Source organism: Aerosakkonema funiforme FACHB-1375, assembly GCF_014696265.1.
Taxonomy (GTDB): domain Bacteria; phylum Cyanobacteriota; class Cyanobacteriia; order Cyanobacteriales; family Aerosakkonemataceae; genus Aerosakkonema; species Aerosakkonema funiforme_A.
Genome location: NZ_JACJPW010000028.1, coordinates 37,848 through 57,352, shown reverse-complemented (window position 1 = coordinate 57,352; position 19,505 = coordinate 37,848). Strand labels below are relative to the sequence as shown.

Annotated in this window: 10 protein-coding genes; 6 read left to right on the top strand and 4 right to left on the bottom strand. The window is 42.4% G+C overall.

What is annotated here, in order from left to right; translation table 11 throughout:
* Positions 1-8 precede the first annotated feature (8 nt).
* Both H6G03_RS12800 and H6G03_RS12795 read left to right on the top strand, forming a co-directional pair.
* On the top strand, positions 9-1,847 hold the full coding sequence (locus tag H6G03_RS12800; RefSeq protein ID WP_190464757.1) for an HlyD family efflux transporter periplasmic adaptor subunit: 1,839 nt from the start codon (positions 9-11) through the stop codon (positions 1,845-1,847).
* A gap of 76 nt (positions 1,848-1,923) precedes the next feature.
* Positions 1,924-2,703: a peptidylprolyl isomerase gene (locus tag H6G03_RS12795; protein ID WP_199315272.1), complete on the top strand. Its 780-nt coding sequence runs from the start codon at positions 1,924-1,926 to the stop codon at positions 2,701-2,703.
* A gap of 145 nt (positions 2,704-2,848) precedes the next feature.
* Here the strand turns inward: H6G03_RS12795 and H6G03_RS12790 are convergent, their stop codons facing one another.
* The gene (locus H6G03_RS12790) at positions 2,849-5,416 is read right to left on the bottom strand and encodes an EAL domain-containing protein (protein ID WP_190464756.1); all 2,568 of its coding nucleotides are present in this window, start codon (positions 5,414-5,416) and stop codon (positions 2,849-2,851) included.
* Positions 5,417-6,187: 771 nt separating this feature from the next.
* On the opposite strand from H6G03_RS12790, the gene H6G03_RS12785 reads away from it, so the two are divergent.
* Positions 6,188-6,883, top strand: coding sequence for a DUF928 domain-containing protein (locus tag H6G03_RS12785; protein ID WP_242056833.1), 696 nt, complete (start codon positions 6,188-6,190; stop codon positions 6,881-6,883).
* Here the strand turns inward: H6G03_RS12785 and H6G03_RS12780 are convergent.
* The 3 genes from H6G03_RS12780 to H6G03_RS12770 all read right to left on the bottom strand — a co-directional run bounded on the left by H6G03_RS12780 (position 6,877) and on the right by H6G03_RS12770 (position 13,131).
* Positions 6,877-9,849 carry an NHLP bacteriocin export ABC transporter permease/ATPase subunit gene (locus H6G03_RS12780; protein ID WP_190464754.1) on the bottom strand — a complete coding sequence of 991 codons (2,973 nt, stop codon included), beginning with the start codon at positions 9,847-9,849 and terminating at the stop codon, positions 6,877-6,879. The genes H6G03_RS12785 and H6G03_RS12780 overlap by 7 nt on opposite strands.
* A 205-nt stretch (positions 9,850-10,054) precedes the next feature.
* Positions 10,055-12,295 carry a CHASE2 domain-containing protein gene (locus H6G03_RS12775; protein WP_190464753.1) on the bottom strand — a complete coding sequence of 747 codons (2,241 nt, stop codon included), beginning with the start codon at positions 12,293-12,295 and terminating at the stop codon, positions 10,055-10,057.
* Positions 12,296-12,363: 68 nt separating this feature from the next.
* Positions 12,364-13,131, bottom strand: coding sequence for a DUF928 domain-containing protein (locus H6G03_RS12770; RefSeq protein ID WP_190464752.1), 768 nt, complete (start codon positions 13,129-13,131; stop codon positions 12,364-12,366).
* A gap of 264 nt (positions 13,132-13,395) precedes the next feature.
* On the opposite strand from H6G03_RS12770, the gene H6G03_RS12765 reads away from it, so the two are divergent.
* From H6G03_RS12765 to H6G03_RS12755, 3 genes are all read left to right on the top strand, one after another.
* The gene (locus H6G03_RS12765) at positions 13,396-16,791 is read left to right on the top strand and encodes a type 2 lanthipeptide synthetase LanM family protein (RefSeq protein ID WP_190464751.1); all 3,396 of its coding nucleotides are present in this window, start codon (positions 13,396-13,398) and stop codon (positions 16,789-16,791) included.
* Between the two features lie 421 nt (positions 16,792-17,212).
* Entirely contained in the window at positions 17,213-17,824 is a 612-nt protein-coding gene (locus H6G03_RS12760) for a Nif11-like leader peptide family natural product precursor (RefSeq protein ID WP_190464750.1), read from the top strand.
* Positions 17,825-18,833: 1,009 nt separating this feature from the next.
* Entirely contained in the window at positions 18,834-19,457 is a 624-nt protein-coding gene (locus H6G03_RS12755) for a Nif11-like leader peptide family natural product precursor (protein ID WP_190464749.1), read from the top strand.
* Positions 19,458-19,505: the final 48 nt, after the last annotated feature.

Here is a 19,505-nt window from a genome sequence, read left to right as displayed (position 1 = left end):
ACACGACAATGCCAAACACAAGAAGTACGCTAGATTCTATTACCAGTCGGAACGGTCATTCCCTCACCGACCAAACTTTGGCGGAAAATATTAGCGATCGATCGCCAGAAATATCTGAATCTCCCGCTGATGATTGGTCGCCTTTAAGTAAAGAACTAATCGATACATTGCCCCAGGTTTGGACGCGGGGATTGCTGTATTTGATGCTAGTATTTGCTGGCATCGTTTTACCCTGGTCAATGCTCTCTAAAGTCGATGAAACTGGTACTGCGAGAGGGCGACTGGAACCTTCTGGTGCAACTCAAAGATTAGATGCTGCCGTTCCCGGAACTGTCATCCAAGTTAGCGTCAAAGAAGGGCAAAGGGTAAAAGCTGGACAGGTTCTGATGGAATTGGAATCTGACGTACTCCGCAGCGACCTTCAGCAAGCCGAAACGAAATTGGAAGGTCAACAAAATCGGATGGCACAGTTGGAACTAATTAAAAACCAATTGTTGATTGCAATTCGCGCCCAAGAGCAACAGAACGAGGCGCAAAATTTAGAAAAATTAGCGCAAATTGAGCAGGCGCGACAAAACCTGAATTCTAACAAGACCGCTTATACATTGCAAGCAGAAAAACTAGCCCAAATTCAAGAGGCGCAAGCAAACCTCACAGCTAGCAAGACTGCTTATACTTTGCAACAGGAAAAACTAGCTCAAATTCAAGAAGCGCAAGAAAATCTGGAAGCAAAGAAAACTGCCTATACTTTACAACAGGAAAAACTAGCTCAAATCGAAGAGGCGCGGCAAAATATCAACGCAACTAAAACGGCCTACATCTTAGCAGACAGCCGTTATAAAAAGGATATGGCAGAAGTGGAGCGCTACCGGAAACTTTGGCAGCAAGGTGTGGTTCCGGAAGTTAAAGTAGTAGAAAAACAACAGTTGGCAGAAGAGAGCGAACGGTTGCGATCGCAAGCTGAAGCTGAGATTAAATTAGCCGAAGCGAGGTTGAAAGAGCAGCAAGGTAGCTATGACAAAATGATTCATCAAGCTGATGCTGAAATTAAGTTAGCCGAAGCGCGGTTAAAAGAGCAGCAAGGTAGCTATGACAAAATGATTCATCAAGCTAATGCTGATATTAAATTAGCCGAAGCAAGGCTGAAAGAACAGCAGGGCGGCTATGAGAAAATGCTTCATCAAGCTAAGACCGAGATCGAGCAAGCACAGTCATACGTAAAAGAGCAGCAAAGTGGCTACGAAAGCTTGCTACAAGCAGGTAAATTAGCTGTGCTTAAAAGTCAAGAACAACTGAAAGATTTGCAAGTGCAAATAACAACACTCAACGCTGAAATCGCGCAGAGTAAAAGTCAGATTGAATCTTTGAAATTTCAGTTAGGACAGCGAGTGCTGCGATCGCCAGTAGAAGGAACTATTTTTCAGTTGCCGATCGAACGTGCTGGCGCTGTAGTGCAACCCGGTCAGACGATCGCGCAAATTGCACCTGAAGAAGCCCCCCTAGTGCTAAGGGCTAATATAAGTAGCACAGAAAGCGGATTTCTGCGCGTGGGAATGCCCGTCAAACTTAAATTTGATGCCTATCCTTTCCAAGATTATGGCATTATTGACGGTCGCCTAACTTGGATTTCACCCGACTCCAAGATTACACAAACAGATCGAGGAACGGTGGAAACTTACGAACTGGAAATCACGCTCGATCGCACTTACATTCAAGCCCAAAACAAACGCATAGACCTAAATCCAGGTCAAACAGCAACCGCAGAAGTAATTGTTCGTCAGCGTCGCGTCATTGACTTCATCTTAGATCCCTTTAAGAAACTACAAAAAGACGGTCTGCAACTCTAGAAAAAGTTTTTTAATTCCCTGTCTGTATAGCTTGGCTTTGAGTGCTTGTTTCAAGTATTTTACAAAGACGTACATCATGCGAAATATCACAGTCTACCCCGAAGATTTGATCCGTCAAATCAAGCTATCCTGCCAAATACCCACATTTCTCGAAAATATCGCTACCCGCAAAATTATCACTTCTAAAGCGAAAGAACTAGGCATCAAAGTAGAGCCTGAAGAACTTCAGAAATCAGCAGACAACATCCGGTTGGCAAACAACCTCAGACGCACTGACCAAACCCTGGCATGGTTGCAAAAACATAGCCTATCTCTAGACGACTTAGAAGAAATAGCTTATTTTAGCGTCACTTCTTCAAAGTTAGCCGAACATCTGTTCGCAGATAAAGTCGAACCATTCTTTGTGGAGAATCTACTCAATTACGCTCAGGTCGTCATGTACGAAGTAATTTTAGATGATGAAGATTTGGCAATGGAACTTTTTTATGCTATTGGGGAAGATGAAATGAGTTTCCATGAAGTTGCCTGCCAATATCTCCATGACAAAGAGTTGCGCCGCTGTGGAGGATATCGGGGTACACTGCGCCGCAGCGATTTAAAACCGGAGATTTCTGCTGCCGTCTTCGCAGCTACTCCGCCCCAACTTATCAAGCCAGTAGTGACTTCTAAAGGAGCGCACCTGATTTTTGTTGAAGAAGTAATTCAACCGAAGTTAGACGCTACGGTACGCAGTAAAATTATTTCTGACTTGTTTTCTGGATGGATAAAACAACAAATTGTGCAAACTGAAATAGTTCTCTCCAGCTTTCAGGATTCCGATGCTGGTATTGCAGCATTGGATGATGCTCCCTTATAGAGAGCCAGTCCATTACTCCTTTCCCACTCAAAGAATATGTATTGCATGGGGGGAGTGGGGGAGTGGGGGAGAAAACAAAAACAGGTAACTTGCGATCGATAATTTTACAGTGGGAAGGGAGTAAGATTTGTTGATAAAAGAAACATTAAACTGAATTAGTATATTGGCTAAGCAAAGCGGTTGCTGCCTCAGCGTGCAAGGGTTTAGAAAAGAAATAGCCTTGCCCGTATTCGCATTGCAATATCCGCAGTTTTTCCATTTGCGATGCTGTTTCTATCCCCTCGGCAATTACATCCATACCTAAAATATGACTGAGCATGACGATAGTTTGAACGATCGCGGCATCTTCAGTCGTTTCTTCCATGCGACTGACAAAGGAACGATCGACTTTTAATGTGTCTACAGGAAAGCGATGTAAATAGCTCAAAGATGAGTAACCAGTACCGAAATCATCAATGCTGAATTTGAGGTTTAAAGCTTTTAAACGTAAGATTTTTGCAATGGTAGAATCAACATCTTTCATGGCCATACTTTCTGTGATTTCTAGTTTTAAACTATGGCCGTTTAGTCCTATTTTTTTGAGGATTTGTTCGATTCTTTCTATTAAATCTGGTTGAGCAAACTGTTGGCTAGAAAGATTGACGCTGATTGTTAATTCTGGTTGCATGGTAAATTGCTGTTGCCAAATACGCAGCTGGCGACAAGATTGTTCCAATATCCACTCACCCAAGGTAACAATTAAACCAGTTTCTTCCGCTACGGGAATAAACTCTACTGGGGAAATGAATTTGCCTTGGGAATTTTGCCAACGCACTAGGGCTTCAAAGCCTGCGATTTTCCCAGTTTCTAAAGATACGATCGGCTGGTAGTGGACGCTTAACTCTTGACTGTTTCCTTCTATTGCAGAAGCAATCGCTCGACGCAAGTCATTTTCTAACTGCAAGCGGCTGACAACTTGGGTACGCATACCTACAGAAAAAACTTCATAGCGTGCTTTACCCAATGCTTTGGCGCGATACATAGCTGTGTGGGCATCTCGCAGCAATTCTTCTGGTTTATAATTGTGCCCGGTTTGATTAAAAGCAATACCAAAGCTAGCAGTTATAAATATTTCTTGTCCCTTTAAATTAAAGGGTGAATACAGTTTTTTTTGGATTTTGTCAGTAACGAGAGTTACTAAATCGATATTGCTAATATCTGCGAGCAAAATAGCAAATTCGTCTCCTCCAATCCGTGCAACTGTATATTTAGCATGGAGAATGGCCTTTAACCTTTGGGTGATGATACGTAATATTTCGTCTCCAGCTTGGTGTCCTAAACCTTCATTAAATATTTTGAATTGATCGAGATCCAGGAAGATGACTGCAAATAAGTAATTAACCTGGCTTTTGCTGCGATCGATGGATTTTTGCAATTCCTTCAAGAATAAATCTCGGTTTGGTAGACCCGTCAAAGGATCGTAAAAAGCATTGTAGAATAATTTATAAATTCCGCTCGTGCCGCCAGTCGTTACCAATGCCAGTGTCGGCACTAGGAAGGGTATCCATACTGCATGAGTAAAGCAGATAAACCAAACAACAAACAATCCTGCTACTGCTACAGTTGCAGCTATTGCTAATGATAGTGGATGGCGAAAGCGCCACACTAAAATTCCTCCTACTAGCGACCAACCCCATATCCATAAAGCTTCTGCCCACTGAGGCCAGAACCAAAATAAAGGTCGATCGTCTAAGACGGTACTGAGGATTTGGCTTACCATTTGACCGTGGACTAGCACCCCAGGCATAGCGGCTTCTTGTCTGTCGATCGCATTGTAGGGAGTAAAGAAAAGGTCTTTTTCGCTCGGTGCTGTTGTGCCGATCAGTACGACTTTATCTTTCACCCACTCTTTTTGGATAGAGCCGTTCAAAACTTGGGTTAAATTTACCTGCCTTGCTACTTTTCTGCCTCGATAATTCAACAGTATTTGATATCCTTGGGCACCAATGTTTTGATATCCACCCGAATAAGGTTTTAAACGTAAAAAAGTTTTTTGACCTAATTGGAGCGAGTTAGAATAAACCTTAAAGTCAAGATTTTTATCTTTTAAATAGCTAAGGCTTACTCGCAGAGAAAACGAGTAAAATTTATCTGCTTTTGTATAGGCATACATTAAATTCCGGCGTATTACTCCATCCGGATCGAGAACTAAGTCATTAAACCCTATTCGTTCTTTTGGCACGCCTGGTGGAGGCGGCACATTTCTGCTATCGTTACTCTCCAGCTTGGAGATCGCGATGATGTTAGGCGCTTGCAACTGCTTCAACAGTTCTGCATGACCGGGTGGTTGGGGCAAATCCCGATACAAATCTAAACCAATTACCTTTGGCTGATAGGATTGCAGCTTTGCTAGGAGGGTAGCGACGGTTCGATCGGACACAGGCGATCGCTTTTGGGCTTGCAAATCTGACTCTGTAATTCCGATGACTAAAATTCGCGGATCTGGTTCGAGTTCGGGTTGAAATTGGGTAGCGCGGTCGAATTCCACTAGCTCTAAAGGTTGCAAAACTTCGAGTTGTCTGACTCCCAGCAGCAAACCCGCAATGAGTAAGCTACCAGTCAAAACAGGTTTTTGCCAAACCAGAGCTACGATCTGGGTAAGTTTACCCAGCGTCTCCTGGTTTCTGGCTGCAAGCAACAGCGAATGTATTTTCTTAGAAAGCCGATCGGTCACAAACGTTAAAAGAGTGAACTACTTAAATACTATTAACGGGATATACAGCTTGCGATCCTGATTTTATTGTGCAACTTATCCGTCCAGTGAGCCTTTTGTTTCGATCGCATCTTTATTGACAATTCTACTCTGCCTCGTCAGCTATGTTTTTGCGAGCGGGCATTCTCGCTGTCGGATTTTTCGATCTACTGCTGAGTAAATGTGTTTTAATATACAAAATTTGCTTTTCATGGAGCTTTAGCGGTTTAACTAAGTATTCCAAGCCTAATCTGCTGGATACAAGCCTTTTTTAAGCTAATGAGGTAATACTTGAGAAGACTTCTTAACTATACAGTAAGTATAATTACGTATTTTGATAAAGTTATGATACTAATTGTCCAGCAACGATCTCCCGCAAGGCAGATTTTCAATAGTTGTGAGTTAAGCAAAATAGCTAACTATACGATTTTCCTGGAAGACGTCATTAAAAAGAGCGATCGGCTACGATCGGCTTTGGGCCTTCGCTCAAAGCTGACAACTAGGAAAAATCAGAAAAAATATCCTTTTGGCAAAAGTCGTATTTCGCAAGATACATATTTGTTAAATTATTGAAATTACGAATAATTACGGTGGTAGTTCTAAGCTAAACAAGTTTATTATCAAAACAAGTCTAGTATCAAATATAGCGCAAGTTGAGAACCAAGCAATATGTTTAGGGTCATCTTTAATAGAAAGATAATTGCTGCCATTTGTTTAACATCGCTACTGACAATTTTTTCAAATAGCTTTACAATGCCGATACTGGCAAATGATTCAAATTCCGGTGAATCAGCAGAGGGGTTACCGGGACGACGGGTAGGCGGTGGCACTAGGTCGGGAACATTAGTCGCCGCAAAGCCAGTAACTGCTCTGGTTCCAGAAAATAACCAGGGATTAACTACTCTAGAAAATCCCACATTTTATTTTTATGTTCCTACAACGCCAAATTCACAAATGCTAGAATTTGTGCTTAATGATGAAGACGGCAATACAATTTACGAAAAAAAATTTACCCCTAATGGCAATTCCGGAGTGCTTGGGGTAGAACTTCCTGGCAACGGTGAAATACAACCTCTGGAAATCGGGAAAAATTACCGTTGGTATTTTGCAATTGTTAACGATCCTAAAGATCGCAGCGCTGATAATTACGTGAATGGCTGGATTAAACGAGTCCAACCCAGCCCGGATATAGTTACTAAATTAAAAGACTTAGGAGCATTAGAGCGGGCTGGCGTTTATGCAGATAATCAGCTGTGGTACGATGCTATAGCCATCCTAGCCCAGTTACGTCGTTCCCATCCTAATGACTCAGCTGTAGAGGCTAAATGGAAACAGCTATTACAGTCCGTTAAATTGGACAACATTACCCAAGAGCCTCTAATTGAATATCAAGCTTTTGTGCAGCAATCGGCTGTATCCGGCTATGTATCGGGGCCGCAATCTCAATGAAGAGAAGATCCCTCTAATTGTCGCGCTACCAACCTAGCGAATAACCCAGGTTGCTGAATCAGTTCCTCAAAAGAACCCACCTGGACTATTCGCCCCTGTTCCATCACATAAATTCGATCGGCATTACGGATCGTACTGAGACGGTGGGCAATAACTATTCTGGTAACATTCAACTTTTCTAAATTTTCAGTGACAATTTGTTGAGTGTTGTTATCGAGAAAGCTGGTAGCTTCATCGAGTAAGATAATGCGAGGCTGTAAAAGAAGCGATCGCGCGATCGCCATTCGCTGTCGTTGACCCCCAGAAAGATTGCTGCCACCCTCACTCACTACCGTGTGCATCCCCATCGGCATTTGCTCGATATCTTTAGCAAATCCTGCCATCCGAGCTGCTTCCCAAACTTCATTCATCGACACTAACGCACCGCCAGTGATATTATCAAAAATCGAACCTTGCATAAGGCGACCATTTTGCAACACAACTCCTAACTGTCGCCGCAGTGCTTGTAAATCTAATTGGGCTAAATCTTGACCGTCGTAATATATCTTTCCGCTTAGGGGAGTTTCAAACCCCAATAACAATCGAAAAATCGTTGATTTACCGCTACCTGAAGGGCCAACAATTGCCACGAATTCGCCCGGTTCTGCATTAATACTCACCCGATCTAAAATTAGCTGCCCTTCTTCCCGGTAGCGAAAAACTACCTTATCCAAAACTACGCGCCCCTGAAGATGACCCGGATCTGCTTTGTGGGTATCCGATTCTAATTTTCCTTGTAAAATTGGTTGCGCCCTCTCCCACAAAGGCGCAATTTGGATAATCTGGGTGAGGGTATTGCTCAAAGAAGTTACACCGCCAAAAAACGTGCCAAAAGCAGCATTAAAAGCTAAAAATGTCCCCAGCGTCAAACCTGACTGTCCCGCCGCTGCACTTTGAATTTCTGCAAATCCAAACCAATACAACAAAATCGAACTGGCTAAAGACAGTAACTCGTTAAAAACAGAAACAATATCGCTAATTGTGATAATTTCCCACGTAAGTTGATTTTGTTCGCTGTACTTTTTCGCCCAAGCTGCAAATGCCCGTTGTTCAGCTACTCCTACTCGCAGCTTGGGCACGCCGTTAATCAGTTGCACGACTAATCCTTGAATTTCACCTGCTAGTTGCTCTTGTTTTCGCTCTTTGCGTAACAGAATTAAACTAGAGGCAATAGATAAAATTGTTGCTAACAATGTTACTGCTAGAGCGACTAAAGTTAGTTGGATGCTGTAAACAAACATCAGAACCAGATTTAGCAGGGAAAATAACCCACTTAATAAAGTGCGTTGTGTTGCACCGCTGACAATGCCGTAGATCTGAGTAATAGACGTAATTCGCACTAACAAATCGCCAATCGTAAATTGCCGAATCAACGAGGGGCTCAATCTCAGCAGTCTATCCCAAATCGCTGTTTGCAAGATGCTGTTAATACCATTGGAAACGCGCAGGGCAATCAACCCTTGGGAAAAATTTAAGGTTGTCTGACCGAAAGATACGGCTAACAAACCCAGCACTATTTGTAACAAAACTAAGCGATCGCCATTAGGAATGGCATAGTTAATTAAAATTGCGGTAGCTTGAGGAGTTGCCATTCCTAACAAAGTTCCCAAACTACCCAAAAACATAATTTTGGCAAGATCTATTTCATAACCTTTAACCCCGAACTGGAATACATCAAAAGCTTTGTTAATTGCTGATGGCAACGGGCGATAAAACATATAAGCTTCCGGTGCGATCGAATTGGCGATCGCATCATTTACCAGCGTCCGAGTCCGCAATTCTGGGTCAAATAATAGATAACGATAGCCCTTGTTTCGATCGACTAACAAAGCAACTGGGCGTTTATCTTGAGTAAATGCCAATAATGGGCCATGTTCTGTTTGCCACCATTTACCAGCTAAGAGAACGCGACGAATCCGAATTTGGGAAGCTAGGGCAATTTCTTCTACCGGATCTCTTCGCAACCAAGTTTGCGATCGCACTGGCGGACGAATCGTTATTCCCATCGCCCTACCTACTGCCCCAGCAGCAACTAACAAAGGAGTTCCCTCCTCAAAATGCGACTGCTGACGCTTGAAGGTAGAAGCTAAAGACCCCAACGCACTCTCTGTAACTTGTTGATTTAACTGTTCTAATTCCTGAAATTGCTGTAACTCTGCCTCTAGTTTTTGTTGTTGCGCTTTCTGTAATTGCCGCCACACGTAGCTATGAAACAAAGCTAAACTTTGCGGCAATTGGGTAGCATTTTCTAAATTGAATGTTGTCACAGCTATAACTTCAACTGGTTTGAGTGCTTCTAACCACGTCAAAGCGGCAAGGGGAAAACTGGGAGAAGCAGCATCTAAAGTTAACTCTTCCATCCCCATCCAAGCGACATTGCCTTTAGTTACCCGTACCCAAAGCACTGCTTTAGAAGATGCCTGTAGTGTTTGTCCTTTAGATAATATGTTCTTACCCGCTTCGGAAACCTGTAATTTACTTTCGCCAGATGATATAGCAAAGGCAGCTATTAATTTACTTAAACGATCTATCCAACCTTCCAACAAAGAAATAATTTGCAGATCGAGTGCTGCCACTTCTGCTGCTACATCAGCAATATCTAGTTCTAAAAGTTCGCTCTCTTCAATAGTTACTGCCAAAATACCATCTTCCCAATTCTTGACTGGGAAACCTCCTCGTCTTCCCTCACTCTCCGCCTCTCCTTCTTCCCTCTCTCTCCGAAGCGATGCAACGCCGAACAAGGCTTCGCCTGCACTGACGCTGAATAAATAACGGCGATCGCCAGTTGCTTCTTTTGCCTCAGTTTTAGTTGCGAACAGCGCCAGCGTACCAGACTGAACTACCCAAACTTTCTCAGGATCGTCCAGCAGGAAGGATTGATTTCCTTTAAGTTTGTGTAGTGCTTTAGCCAGATTTGGTTTTAACACTTGGAAGCCTTTTAACCAACAAACAATCGCTCTATAACACCATTATTCCAGGACTTACGAACCAAACGACTAGAAACCCGGTTTTTTTTAAACTTTTTTTATATAATACTAACTTGTAGGTTGAGCTTATTGCTTCAACCCGACCTACGCTAAAATAGTGAAGTAATTTTATAGAAACCGGGTCTATTTGTGTAATTCCTAGATTTTAAACTTTATTTGTATGTTTAGAAAGAACTTCTAGTAATGGGATTATATGGATTGGTTTAGCAGTAAACCGGATATAAAATATTCCGTTCTCTGCTGAATTTGCTAAAACTTTTGCATATATATCCTTACTAACTTCTGTCGATCTTCCGCTTAAAATGTTTAGTTTAATATTAGTACAATTAGGGGGAATAAACCCTTCTTCTACATTGTCAATCTGTACTTCCGCTCCTTTAGCAGAAAGCTTGACTAACTTGCCTTTAAATAAACTTTCTTCAACAATTTTTCCTTCGACGATCGTATACTGAATTCCAATCGGTTTATGCAGTGGGAACAATATTTCCTCTTGTTTTGGCAAAAATAAATTGTAAGGCTCACCAATCCCAACGACTTCGTAGACCCTAATAGGTTGTTTAACACCTTTCATTTTCATTTCCTTTTCGCCGTTTATCCTAACAATAGATTTAACTTCGCTAAAAGTAGATTCGGAAATAAAAATTTGGCCACCCACTGTAAATGTTTCGATCCGAAAAGCTAAATTAACTTGATTGCCAATCACACCATATTCAGTGCGTTTTTCCGAACCGATGTTTCCCACTACGGCTTCACCTGTGTTAATGCCAATGCCCATTTCTATTTCTGGATAACCCAAGGAAGCTAGCTTTTCATTGACGGACTGCATTGCTAACTGCATAGCGATCGCGCAAGCAACGGCTCTTTCAGCCTCATTTTCTCTAATTGTAGGAGCGCCAAAAAGAATCAGAATCCCGTCGCCCATGAGTTTATCAATTGTGCCATGATAGTATGTAATTACATCCGTCATGTATCCCAAATAAATGTTGAGTATTTTCACCACTTCTTCGGGTGAAAGTTGTTCCGACAAAGCGGTAAAACCTCTTAAATCGGAGGCGATGACAGTAATTTTCCGCCTTTCGCCGCCAAGCTTCAAACCTTCGGGACTTTCTAACAAATTGGCGACAATTTCATCTGTGAGGTAACGCCCAAAGGTTTTGCGAATTTCTGCGGCGCTGTGGGCGAGGTAAAAGAGAATGGCGATCGCCGATCCTGTGAAGGACAGCAATGGCGGTACTACAGGTATCCACCACCCTCCTAAAAAAGCCAGATAAGTGCTACCGAGCAATACTCCTGCTGCCAAAAAAAGAGCCGTTATTTTTAGGAAAGAAAATCTTTTAACTCTGGCGGCATTTTTCAATCGCCAAGTCAAGATAGCACCAAGTCCAGACCAAAACAGAATCCAGAAATTCTCCGAAATTTCTGACCAACTTTTAAAGAAAGACTTACCGTCAAGAGCAGCACTAATCATCTGACTGACTAGCTGGGCGTGAATTTCGACCCCTGTCATGGGAGCTGCCAGATCGATTAAACCGCCGCTATAGGGAGTAAAGAATGAATCCTTTGCACTTTCAGCAATTTTTCCAATCAAAATAATGCGGTCTTTGCCCCATTCTGGCGGAAGTCGATCGCTAAGAACATCTGTCAGAGAAACTGTGTTGAAATGCTTGTTTCCGTTTGGGTAATTGAGGATAATTTGATAACCGCGAGCGTCAGATCGCACATAACCGCCATCATTCGCTTCAAAAGGAGTAATTATCGATTTACCGATTTGATATTTTGTCTCCGCAATTCTTTTGACAGCAATTCCTTCCTTTTCCAAATAATGTAAAGCTAGATGAGCTGCGAAACTCCAGATTATTTTGCCATCGCGATCGCGCACATACAAAAAGCTGCGCCTTACTTTGCGATCGGCATCTTCCAGCAAGTCGTTTGCACCTACTTGCTGCTTAGCTTTTAACTCTGGAGGTGGGGGGACTATTTCCCAAGCTTTATTGCCAATTACTTTTTCTATACCAACTAAATTAGGGGTGGATCTAAACACCTGTACTAATTCTTTATAACCCGGTTCTTCCGGTAAATTGCGATAAATATCCAAACCAATTGCTCTAGGCTTTCTGGCTTTCAATTTTTCCAGCAATCGGGCATAAACAATATCTGGTATGTTCGCTGTGCCAAGTTTTTCGATGTCTGATTCACCAATTCCGACGATCGCAATCCGGTCATCTACCTTTGTCTGAGGTCGCAGCTGCATATATCGATCGAATGCAGCCCACTCCCACGACTGCAATAAACCGACTAAACGCAATAGGATTACCAACACCGCCACTAAGGGAGTAGTAATCCACACACCCCGCCATTGCCAAAAAAAATTTTTAAATTGTCCCACATCAAACCATCGTAATAGGTAGTACCTAGTGGCCGCTGACGAATAACACCCTGTTTACCGAGAGGCAATTAATTATTACCTATTACTAATTGACTCTTCTCTGCCGTCGAGGAATCGACGATCGGCTCAGCAGCTAAAGCCTCCAAACCAACTGATTTTAACAGCTGTTCCCATTCCGTAGGATAAGTATTACGCAGCTCGGCCACAATAGCCAGAGTTTCGTTCCAAATCCTAGCCTCTGCAAACAACTTGGCCTGTTCCAGAGGTGAAGAAGCCTGCTGTAGCTTTTGCTTGAGATCCGAACTCAATTCAATAGGTCGAATTGTGCCCCGAACAAATTGATCTTTGCTACGGTCTGACCCATCGCAAATCAGGGCAAACTGCCACACAAAATCTTTGCCTACTTGTAAAGATGCACTTTGAGGGATGTGTACTTTAACTATGCCACCAGTCGCGGCTAGTGGAAAACTGCTGAGGTAAACTTCTTTGCCTTGTTCGTCAACTACCACAAATTCTGCCGACTTGGCGATGGTTTTAGGGACATAGAAAAAAAGCGTTGGATTTGTACTCGCTGTTGTTCCCACATTATCCCGTGTAGGCATCAAGGCGGTTACAGGTAAAACACCGGACTCGACACAGGAAGGACCGCGAGTTCCTCCGCCGGCACTTCGTTCGGGTGCGCCTCGATCGTCCGCAGGCGGAAATTCCAGACTGACTTTCCACTCAGAAGGCATTTGCGCCAAAAGCTGAGGCGATAAGCTAGTGAAAATTAGCAATGCTGGAGATAGCACTTTGACAATGCTCCCCAACCGATTAACAGATTTAGCTACAACCATATTAGAGGGACTTACTAGAAAATTATGCTCGTTTTGATTAAGCAGAAATTACGCTGCATATCTGTTGCTTCAATAGATGCAATCCCCCAGGCTGATGTGCCTACTATCCATAATATCACTTTTTTTTGATGTCACTATCTTTAGATAGATATCTTTAAACTCTATGATACATTGGCATTACCAATTTACACCATTGGTGCAAGCAGTTTTACTGCAATTTAATAAGTTGGTAAATTTGCGATCTTAACTTTTCTCCAGAGATAAATGATAGTAACTCACTCCCATCTAATGCAGATCGTTGCCCAAGCCAGTTCTTTATCAGAACGGTTATGTGTTGATTTACTCAAGACAAACTCTGCTGAGGCGATCGAACCACAACTGAACGATAACCGCTTGAATCGCTGGTGCCAGGTAGTTTCCCAAGGCAACTGGGAAAAATTTTACAAACGCCTTTCCTGGGATGAGTTAAACATTATACAAGCCAGCTCGGTAGTGCGATCGCTTCCTGTTGTCGATGGTCAAGCTTTGCCCGCATGGGCAGAGACTTTGCGAGAAATAATCCAAACCGCCTATTCCTTTGCTAACGATCGATCTTTTCCCAAACAGAGCCTGGGCAATGAGGCAAATGTACTATTTCCTTTAAACAAAGAAAATGAATTACCTTTTGCAGAAGTGCTTTTACCAGTCGTCTCTGTAGCGCGACAAAAATTATTAAATCGTCTCGATTCTCCGTCATTCCACGTAGATTGCTTACCATTAGAAGTACTTTCTAATTCAGCATATCTGACATTAGAAATCAGCTTACTTTACAAACTCTTAAATATCTGCGGCAAAACCCTGGAATATGAATTATCCCGTTCCCGTACCGTGGGAAAAAATTTACTTAACTTACTAAACATACTGGGAAAATCCACTCCTGACAAGACGCAATTTAAGGCAGAATATGAAGATTTTATGGAAAAAATTTTGGCGGATGGATTATTGACATTTTTCCAAAATTACCCCGTTTTGGCGAGATTAATGGCAACAGCAGTGGATTTTTGGGTGGAAACAACAGCGCAGTTTTTGCAACGCCTCAAAGCGGATCTCTGGGAGATTCAGCAAGTGTTTCAAGTTGCGCCTGGTAGCGCAGGCGTCTCGCCTGGTAGTGCAGGCGTCTCGCCTGCGGGAGCAGAGGAACAGACGAGCATACCGGTAGGAGAGAATTCTCACTCAGCACACAAAGAGTTCCCATCTGCACATAATTATTTGGGCAAAGCCATCGACATCAAACCTTCATTATCCGATCCGCATAATTCCGGGTACACAGTGATTGCACTTACTTTTGAATCCGGATTAAAGCTAGTTTACAAACCCAAGGGATTAGGGGTAGAAGCGGCATATACTCAATTTTTAACTTGGTGCAATCAGCAGGGTATTCCTTTACAATTTAAAGTTTTAAAAGTGTGCGATCGCCAAACTTACGGTTGGGTTGAATACGTAGAACATTTGCCCTGTGAAGATGAACCAGCAGCCCAACGTTTTTATCAACGTTCGGGAATGTTGTTAGCGCTGCTGTATGCACTCAGAGTAGTTGATTGTCACCGCGAAAATTTAATCGCTAACGGCGAACATTTAGTGCTGATCGATATGGAAAGTATCATGCACCAAGAAGTAAATCTTATGGTCGATTTAGCAGAACAAACTGAAGCTGACACATCTGTAAATTTACAATTTTCCGACTCTGTTTTACGCACGGGATTGTTACCCCATTGGGAGTTTACCAAAAATAACCGCATTGCCTACGATAATAGCGCATTAGGCAGCTTCGATCCAGAACCGGGGAACGAAATTCCTAGCAATGTCGCGACTTTGAATGGAATTCCCTTATCGCCCGATCGCTATCTCGATCGCATGGTAACTGGTTTTGCACAAATGTATCGTTTTTTAATAGAAAAGCGAGAATTGCTGCTAGCACCCGATAGCCCTCTAGAAATATTGCAAAATCAGCCCGTTAGATTTATTTTTCGCGCTACCAGGATTTATTGGTCAATTTTACAAAAAAGTCTCGCTCCCCAATTCCTTCGGGATGGAGTCGATCGCAGCATCGAACTGGAAATCTTAGCCCGCGCTTTTCTCGTCGCTCCCCAAAAGCCTGATGCTTGGCCGATTTTTCATGCAGAAGTCAAAGCGATGGAACAGTTGGATATTCCCTACTTTGCCGCTTACACTAACAGTAAAGCTCTCACCGTTGGCTTAGATAAACCGATCGAAGATTATTTTAAAGCACCCAGCTATCAAGATGTTGTCAATCAACTGCAAAACTTAAATGACACAGATTTAACTCAACAAATAGAAATTATCAAAGGTTCTTTTTATGCCAGGTTAGCGCGAAAAGCAGCCAGCGAAAATAACCCATCTATCAATCAAGCTGAATATTCACAAATTAGCCCGCTAACCAAAACACAATTATTGCAAGAAGCGACCCGCATCGCTACCGAAATTCAAGCACGGGCAATCTGGGGTGCAGATGGGAGCGTCAAGTGGATTAGCTTTGCCTATATTCCCGATGTAGAACGCTTTCAACTCATGCCTTTGCCCGAAGATTTTTATAACGGCAATGGCGGTATCGCTTTATTTTTATCAGCCTTAGATTATGTCAGGCAAACTAGGCAATTTCGAGATTTAGCTTTGGGAGCTTTGCTGTCAATCCGCAAATTTTTGCAAACTGCCGATTTTGAGTCTACCCGCCGATTTGTGCGGCGCGGCATAGGCGGAGCGACCGGTCTGGGTTCTATTATCTACACCTTAGTTATGACCAGTCGTTTCTTGAGAGAACCAGCACTTATAGAAGATGCTTTGGGTATTGCTAATTTAATTACACCCGAAATCATCGCATCTGACAAACAATTTGATATGATTGGCGGTTCCGCTGGGGCAATTTTGGGATTGTTGGCGCTACACTCAGAAACAAAAGATTCTGGAGTTTTAGATAAAGCGATAATTTGCGGTCAGCATTTACTGGCACATCGCACTAGCGTTAACGGTAAGCCGAAAGCATGGAAAATTTTGGGACAGAAGCAGTATACCGGTTTTTCTCACGGTGCGGCTGGGATTGCCTATGCGCTGTTGCGACTTTATGAGGTGACGCAAGATCGAGCTTATTTAGAAGCAGCTAGCGAAGGTATTGCCTACGAAAACAGTGTATTTTCTGCCGTCGCGGCTAATTGGCCCGATTTCCGAGCTTTTGCCCAACAAAACGGCGAACCTGGATTTATGGTTAGCTGGTGTCATGGGGCAACTGGAATTGGGTTAGCCCGTTTGGGTGGTTTGTCAATTTTAAAGACAGATGAAATTGATGGAGATGTGCAGGTAAGTTTACAGACAACGCAAAAACATACGTTACAAGATGTGGATTGTGTCTGCTGCGGTAATTTCGGACGTATAGAAATGCTGCTCTTTGCTGCCGAAACGCTGTCTCGCCCCGAATTGCTCGCGGTTGCCGAAAAAAGGGCCGCTTGGGCTGTCCGTCGAGCAGAGCAAGCCGGAGGCTATCTTTTTCCTAAGTTGCCCAATTCTGTATTTACTCCGAGTTTTTTTCAAGGAACTTCTGGGATTGGCTACCAGCTGCTTCGGCTGGCAGATCCAGAAGTGCTGCCTTGCGTGTTGTTATGTAAATGATAATTAAGTTTATGAGAAAACTTCATAAATTGAGTGAAAAGTTACGAGATTTCACTGAGGAAATTTCCAAGAGCAGAAAATCCAGTTGAGTTTGGTAAGGAAATTTCAGTAGTATTGCTTGCTTTGGCAAGCTTTAGTAGTTTTATCGCAGAATTTTCCGGTTATCGTCAGATTAGAATAGTAAATGTAAAAATAAGCTGAGATATCCCAAAAATTTAGATAAAAATTTCATAGTATTTTCATCTAAATTTAGCCCAGCTTTATCAAAGCTTTATCTATCTATATGTACAATTAATCAGTAGATAGATCGACAACGAAAGTAATTAACAACTTTTCCAGGGTATTATTAATTTACGTGAAGGGTGTAACTGCCAATCTACTTGTCACAAACCACTTCACCGACATTTAAGGATAAATACATATGTTCCAGGAACCAATCCAATCAATTAATGCAGAAGACTTGCCGCCGGAAGAGTTCCGTTTCGTCAAAGCTCAACAAGCCATTTACAATTTTTGTATGGAGATCGAACAAGATGCGGAACTCAAATCCCAACTAGAAACCGCTGCAAATCCGCAAGCTTTTTTTGAAATCGCCGCCGAAAAAGGCTATGAGTTTAGCGCCTCCGATCTGCAAGTTGCGATGGGCTGGGCATTAGAGAAAATAGAACTCAACTCCGACGAACTCGACGACTACGAACTCGCTGAAGAGGAGTTGGAGATGGTCGCCGGCGGTACGTTTCGCGCCTTGGCAATGATGCGAAATAGTTATTGGCACGAGACTGGTATTTGCGTTGACTCTCAGTGTTTTTACTTAAGCTATGAATCATCATCACAGCGAGCGTTACTAGCCCAAGCAGTCAAATATATGGAGAAATGGCAGTGGAAGGGTAATGGTGAAGTCGAAGTCTTCGATACCGATGGAATAAATGATGGACGAACTTCCTATACCTTGACTGGCTTGGTTTATAACGGGTCTACTGCGGGTAAAACGTTCGACTTTTCCGATCTGAATAAATGGCAGATCGATTTCTAAATACAGTCGCTCTACCGTACTTACAGGCTGTTTGCAAACAAATATGTATGAAGGATATATAAACCGGGTTTCTTGGAGAAGATTAGGCCATAAAGAGTGGCTTGCTCAAACAAGAAACCCGGTTTTTGCTGGCTTAACCTAATCTGGACGGGTCTTTAGAGCTTACGCTCAAAAATGTTTCTTCTGTTACAAAAAAGCATGATGGTGGGTTAGGACACGAGAAGTTAATGATTGCTTTTGGTGCTGAATTTATTGCCCGTGCCTAACCCAGCCGACATTTAAATAAGTTTTTATTATTGCCACAAAAACGGGATATCCCAAAACAGCCGCTAAGAGTAATAAGTAAAGTTAATTAATTTGCCCAAATCCTTGCTGGATAAGGCTTGCTTATGGCTAAAACGCGGTTTTGACCCCAAGTATCCAAAAGCGGTTGATTACGAATTAGTATGTTAAATAGTACCTACGTTACTGAGATCTAACGTCACCTTAGATGTCACATACTATTCCGGAAGATAGAGTTAAAGAATGTGACAACCTAAAGTCGGAAAAATAACTTTTTTAAGATAGACTACTCTAGTAAGACTAAAAAACACATCGGAATAACGCATGAGAAACCGGTTTTTTTAAGGTAGGCACAAAAAAATATCCTACTTGGGATACTACTAGGTGGCAGACTACTTTTTAGATAACAGTATCCATCTCGTTCCCCGGCTCAGCCGGGGAACAAAGAAAGGAGGCTCAGCCTCTAATCAAACAATCTAAACTTAGTGGCGTTCGTGTTAAAACCACGATTTTTCAAACAATACTTCGCCATTTTATCGTTAGTTGGGTTGAGGAACGAAACCCAACCTACAAATCGAGCATTTTTCATTTTGGTGAAAGTATTGTTCTAAAATAGAAATAGTGGCAGCAAAAATTAGTTTTACTCAAATTTAAGAGCGGATGCAACTGGGCAGGAAATTGACTGAATATTGGGACAGACTAGAAAGAAATTCAGAGGTATCTACTGATGTTACAAAATTTGATTCAACCGATTAACGCCGAAGATTTACCAGCAGAAGAGTTGCGTTTTATCAAAGCCCAGCAAGCCATTTACGAGTTGTGTAAAGCTGTTGAGCAAGATAGCGAGATAAAATCCCAATTGGAAACGGCTAAATCCCCGGAAACTTTTCTAGAAATAGCTGCCGAAAATGGCTACGAATTTACAATTTTAGATATGCAATTTGCCCTGCAATGGGCTAAAGAAAAAACCGAGATAAATAACGACGAATTCGACGACTACGAACTCAACGAAGAAGAGTTAGAAATGGTCGCGGGCGGAACGATTGCTGGACGAGCTATGTCTAGAAATAGTTATTGGCACCCAACAGGTATTTGCGTTAATCAACAATGTTTCCACTTAACTTATGCTTCGACTGAGGATAGAGAGAAACTAGAACAAGCACTAGAAACGATGGAAGTATGGCGTTGGAAAGGTAACGGTACAGTCGAAGTCGCCGATTTAAATGGGATATATGGCAGGTACGAGCTAAAAAACATGGCTTATGATGGGCTGGCAGTGGGTATATTGCAGGATAGATCGGGTAAATCGACTTACTCCTCAGATAGTGCTATTCTCAGCCTCATTGTTTAGAGATGCTACATCTTATAAAGATGCGATCGTAACCATTGGTTTAAACAA

What these genes read in the sequence shown, in the direction of transcription:
- H6G03_RS12800 (WP_190464757.1), top strand. Translation starts at nt 9, where the DNA reads ATGCCAAACACAAGAAGTACGCTAGATTCTATTACCAGTCGGAACGGT.
- H6G03_RS12795 (WP_199315272.1), top strand. Translation starts at nt 1,924, where the DNA reads ATGCGAAATATCACAGTCTACCCCGAAGATTTGATCCGTCAAATCAAG.
- H6G03_RS12785 (WP_242056833.1), top strand. Translation starts at nt 6,188, where the DNA reads ATGCCGATACTGGCAAATGATTCAAATTCCGGTGAATCAGCAGAGGGG.
- H6G03_RS12770 (WP_190464752.1), bottom strand. Translation starts at nt 13,131, where the DNA reads ATGGTTGTAGCTAAATCTGTTAATCGGTTGGGGAGCATTGTCAAAGTG.
- H6G03_RS12765 (WP_190464751.1), top strand. Translation starts at nt 13,396, where the DNA reads ATGATAGTAACTCACTCCCATCTAATGCAGATCGTTGCCCAAGCCAGT.
- H6G03_RS12760 (WP_190464750.1), top strand. Translation starts at nt 17,213, where the DNA reads ATGTTCCAGGAACCAATCCAATCAATTAATGCAGAAGACTTGCCGCCG.
- H6G03_RS12755 (WP_190464749.1), top strand. Translation starts at nt 18,834, where the DNA reads ATGTTACAAAATTTGATTCAACCGATTAACGCCGAAGATTTACCAGCA.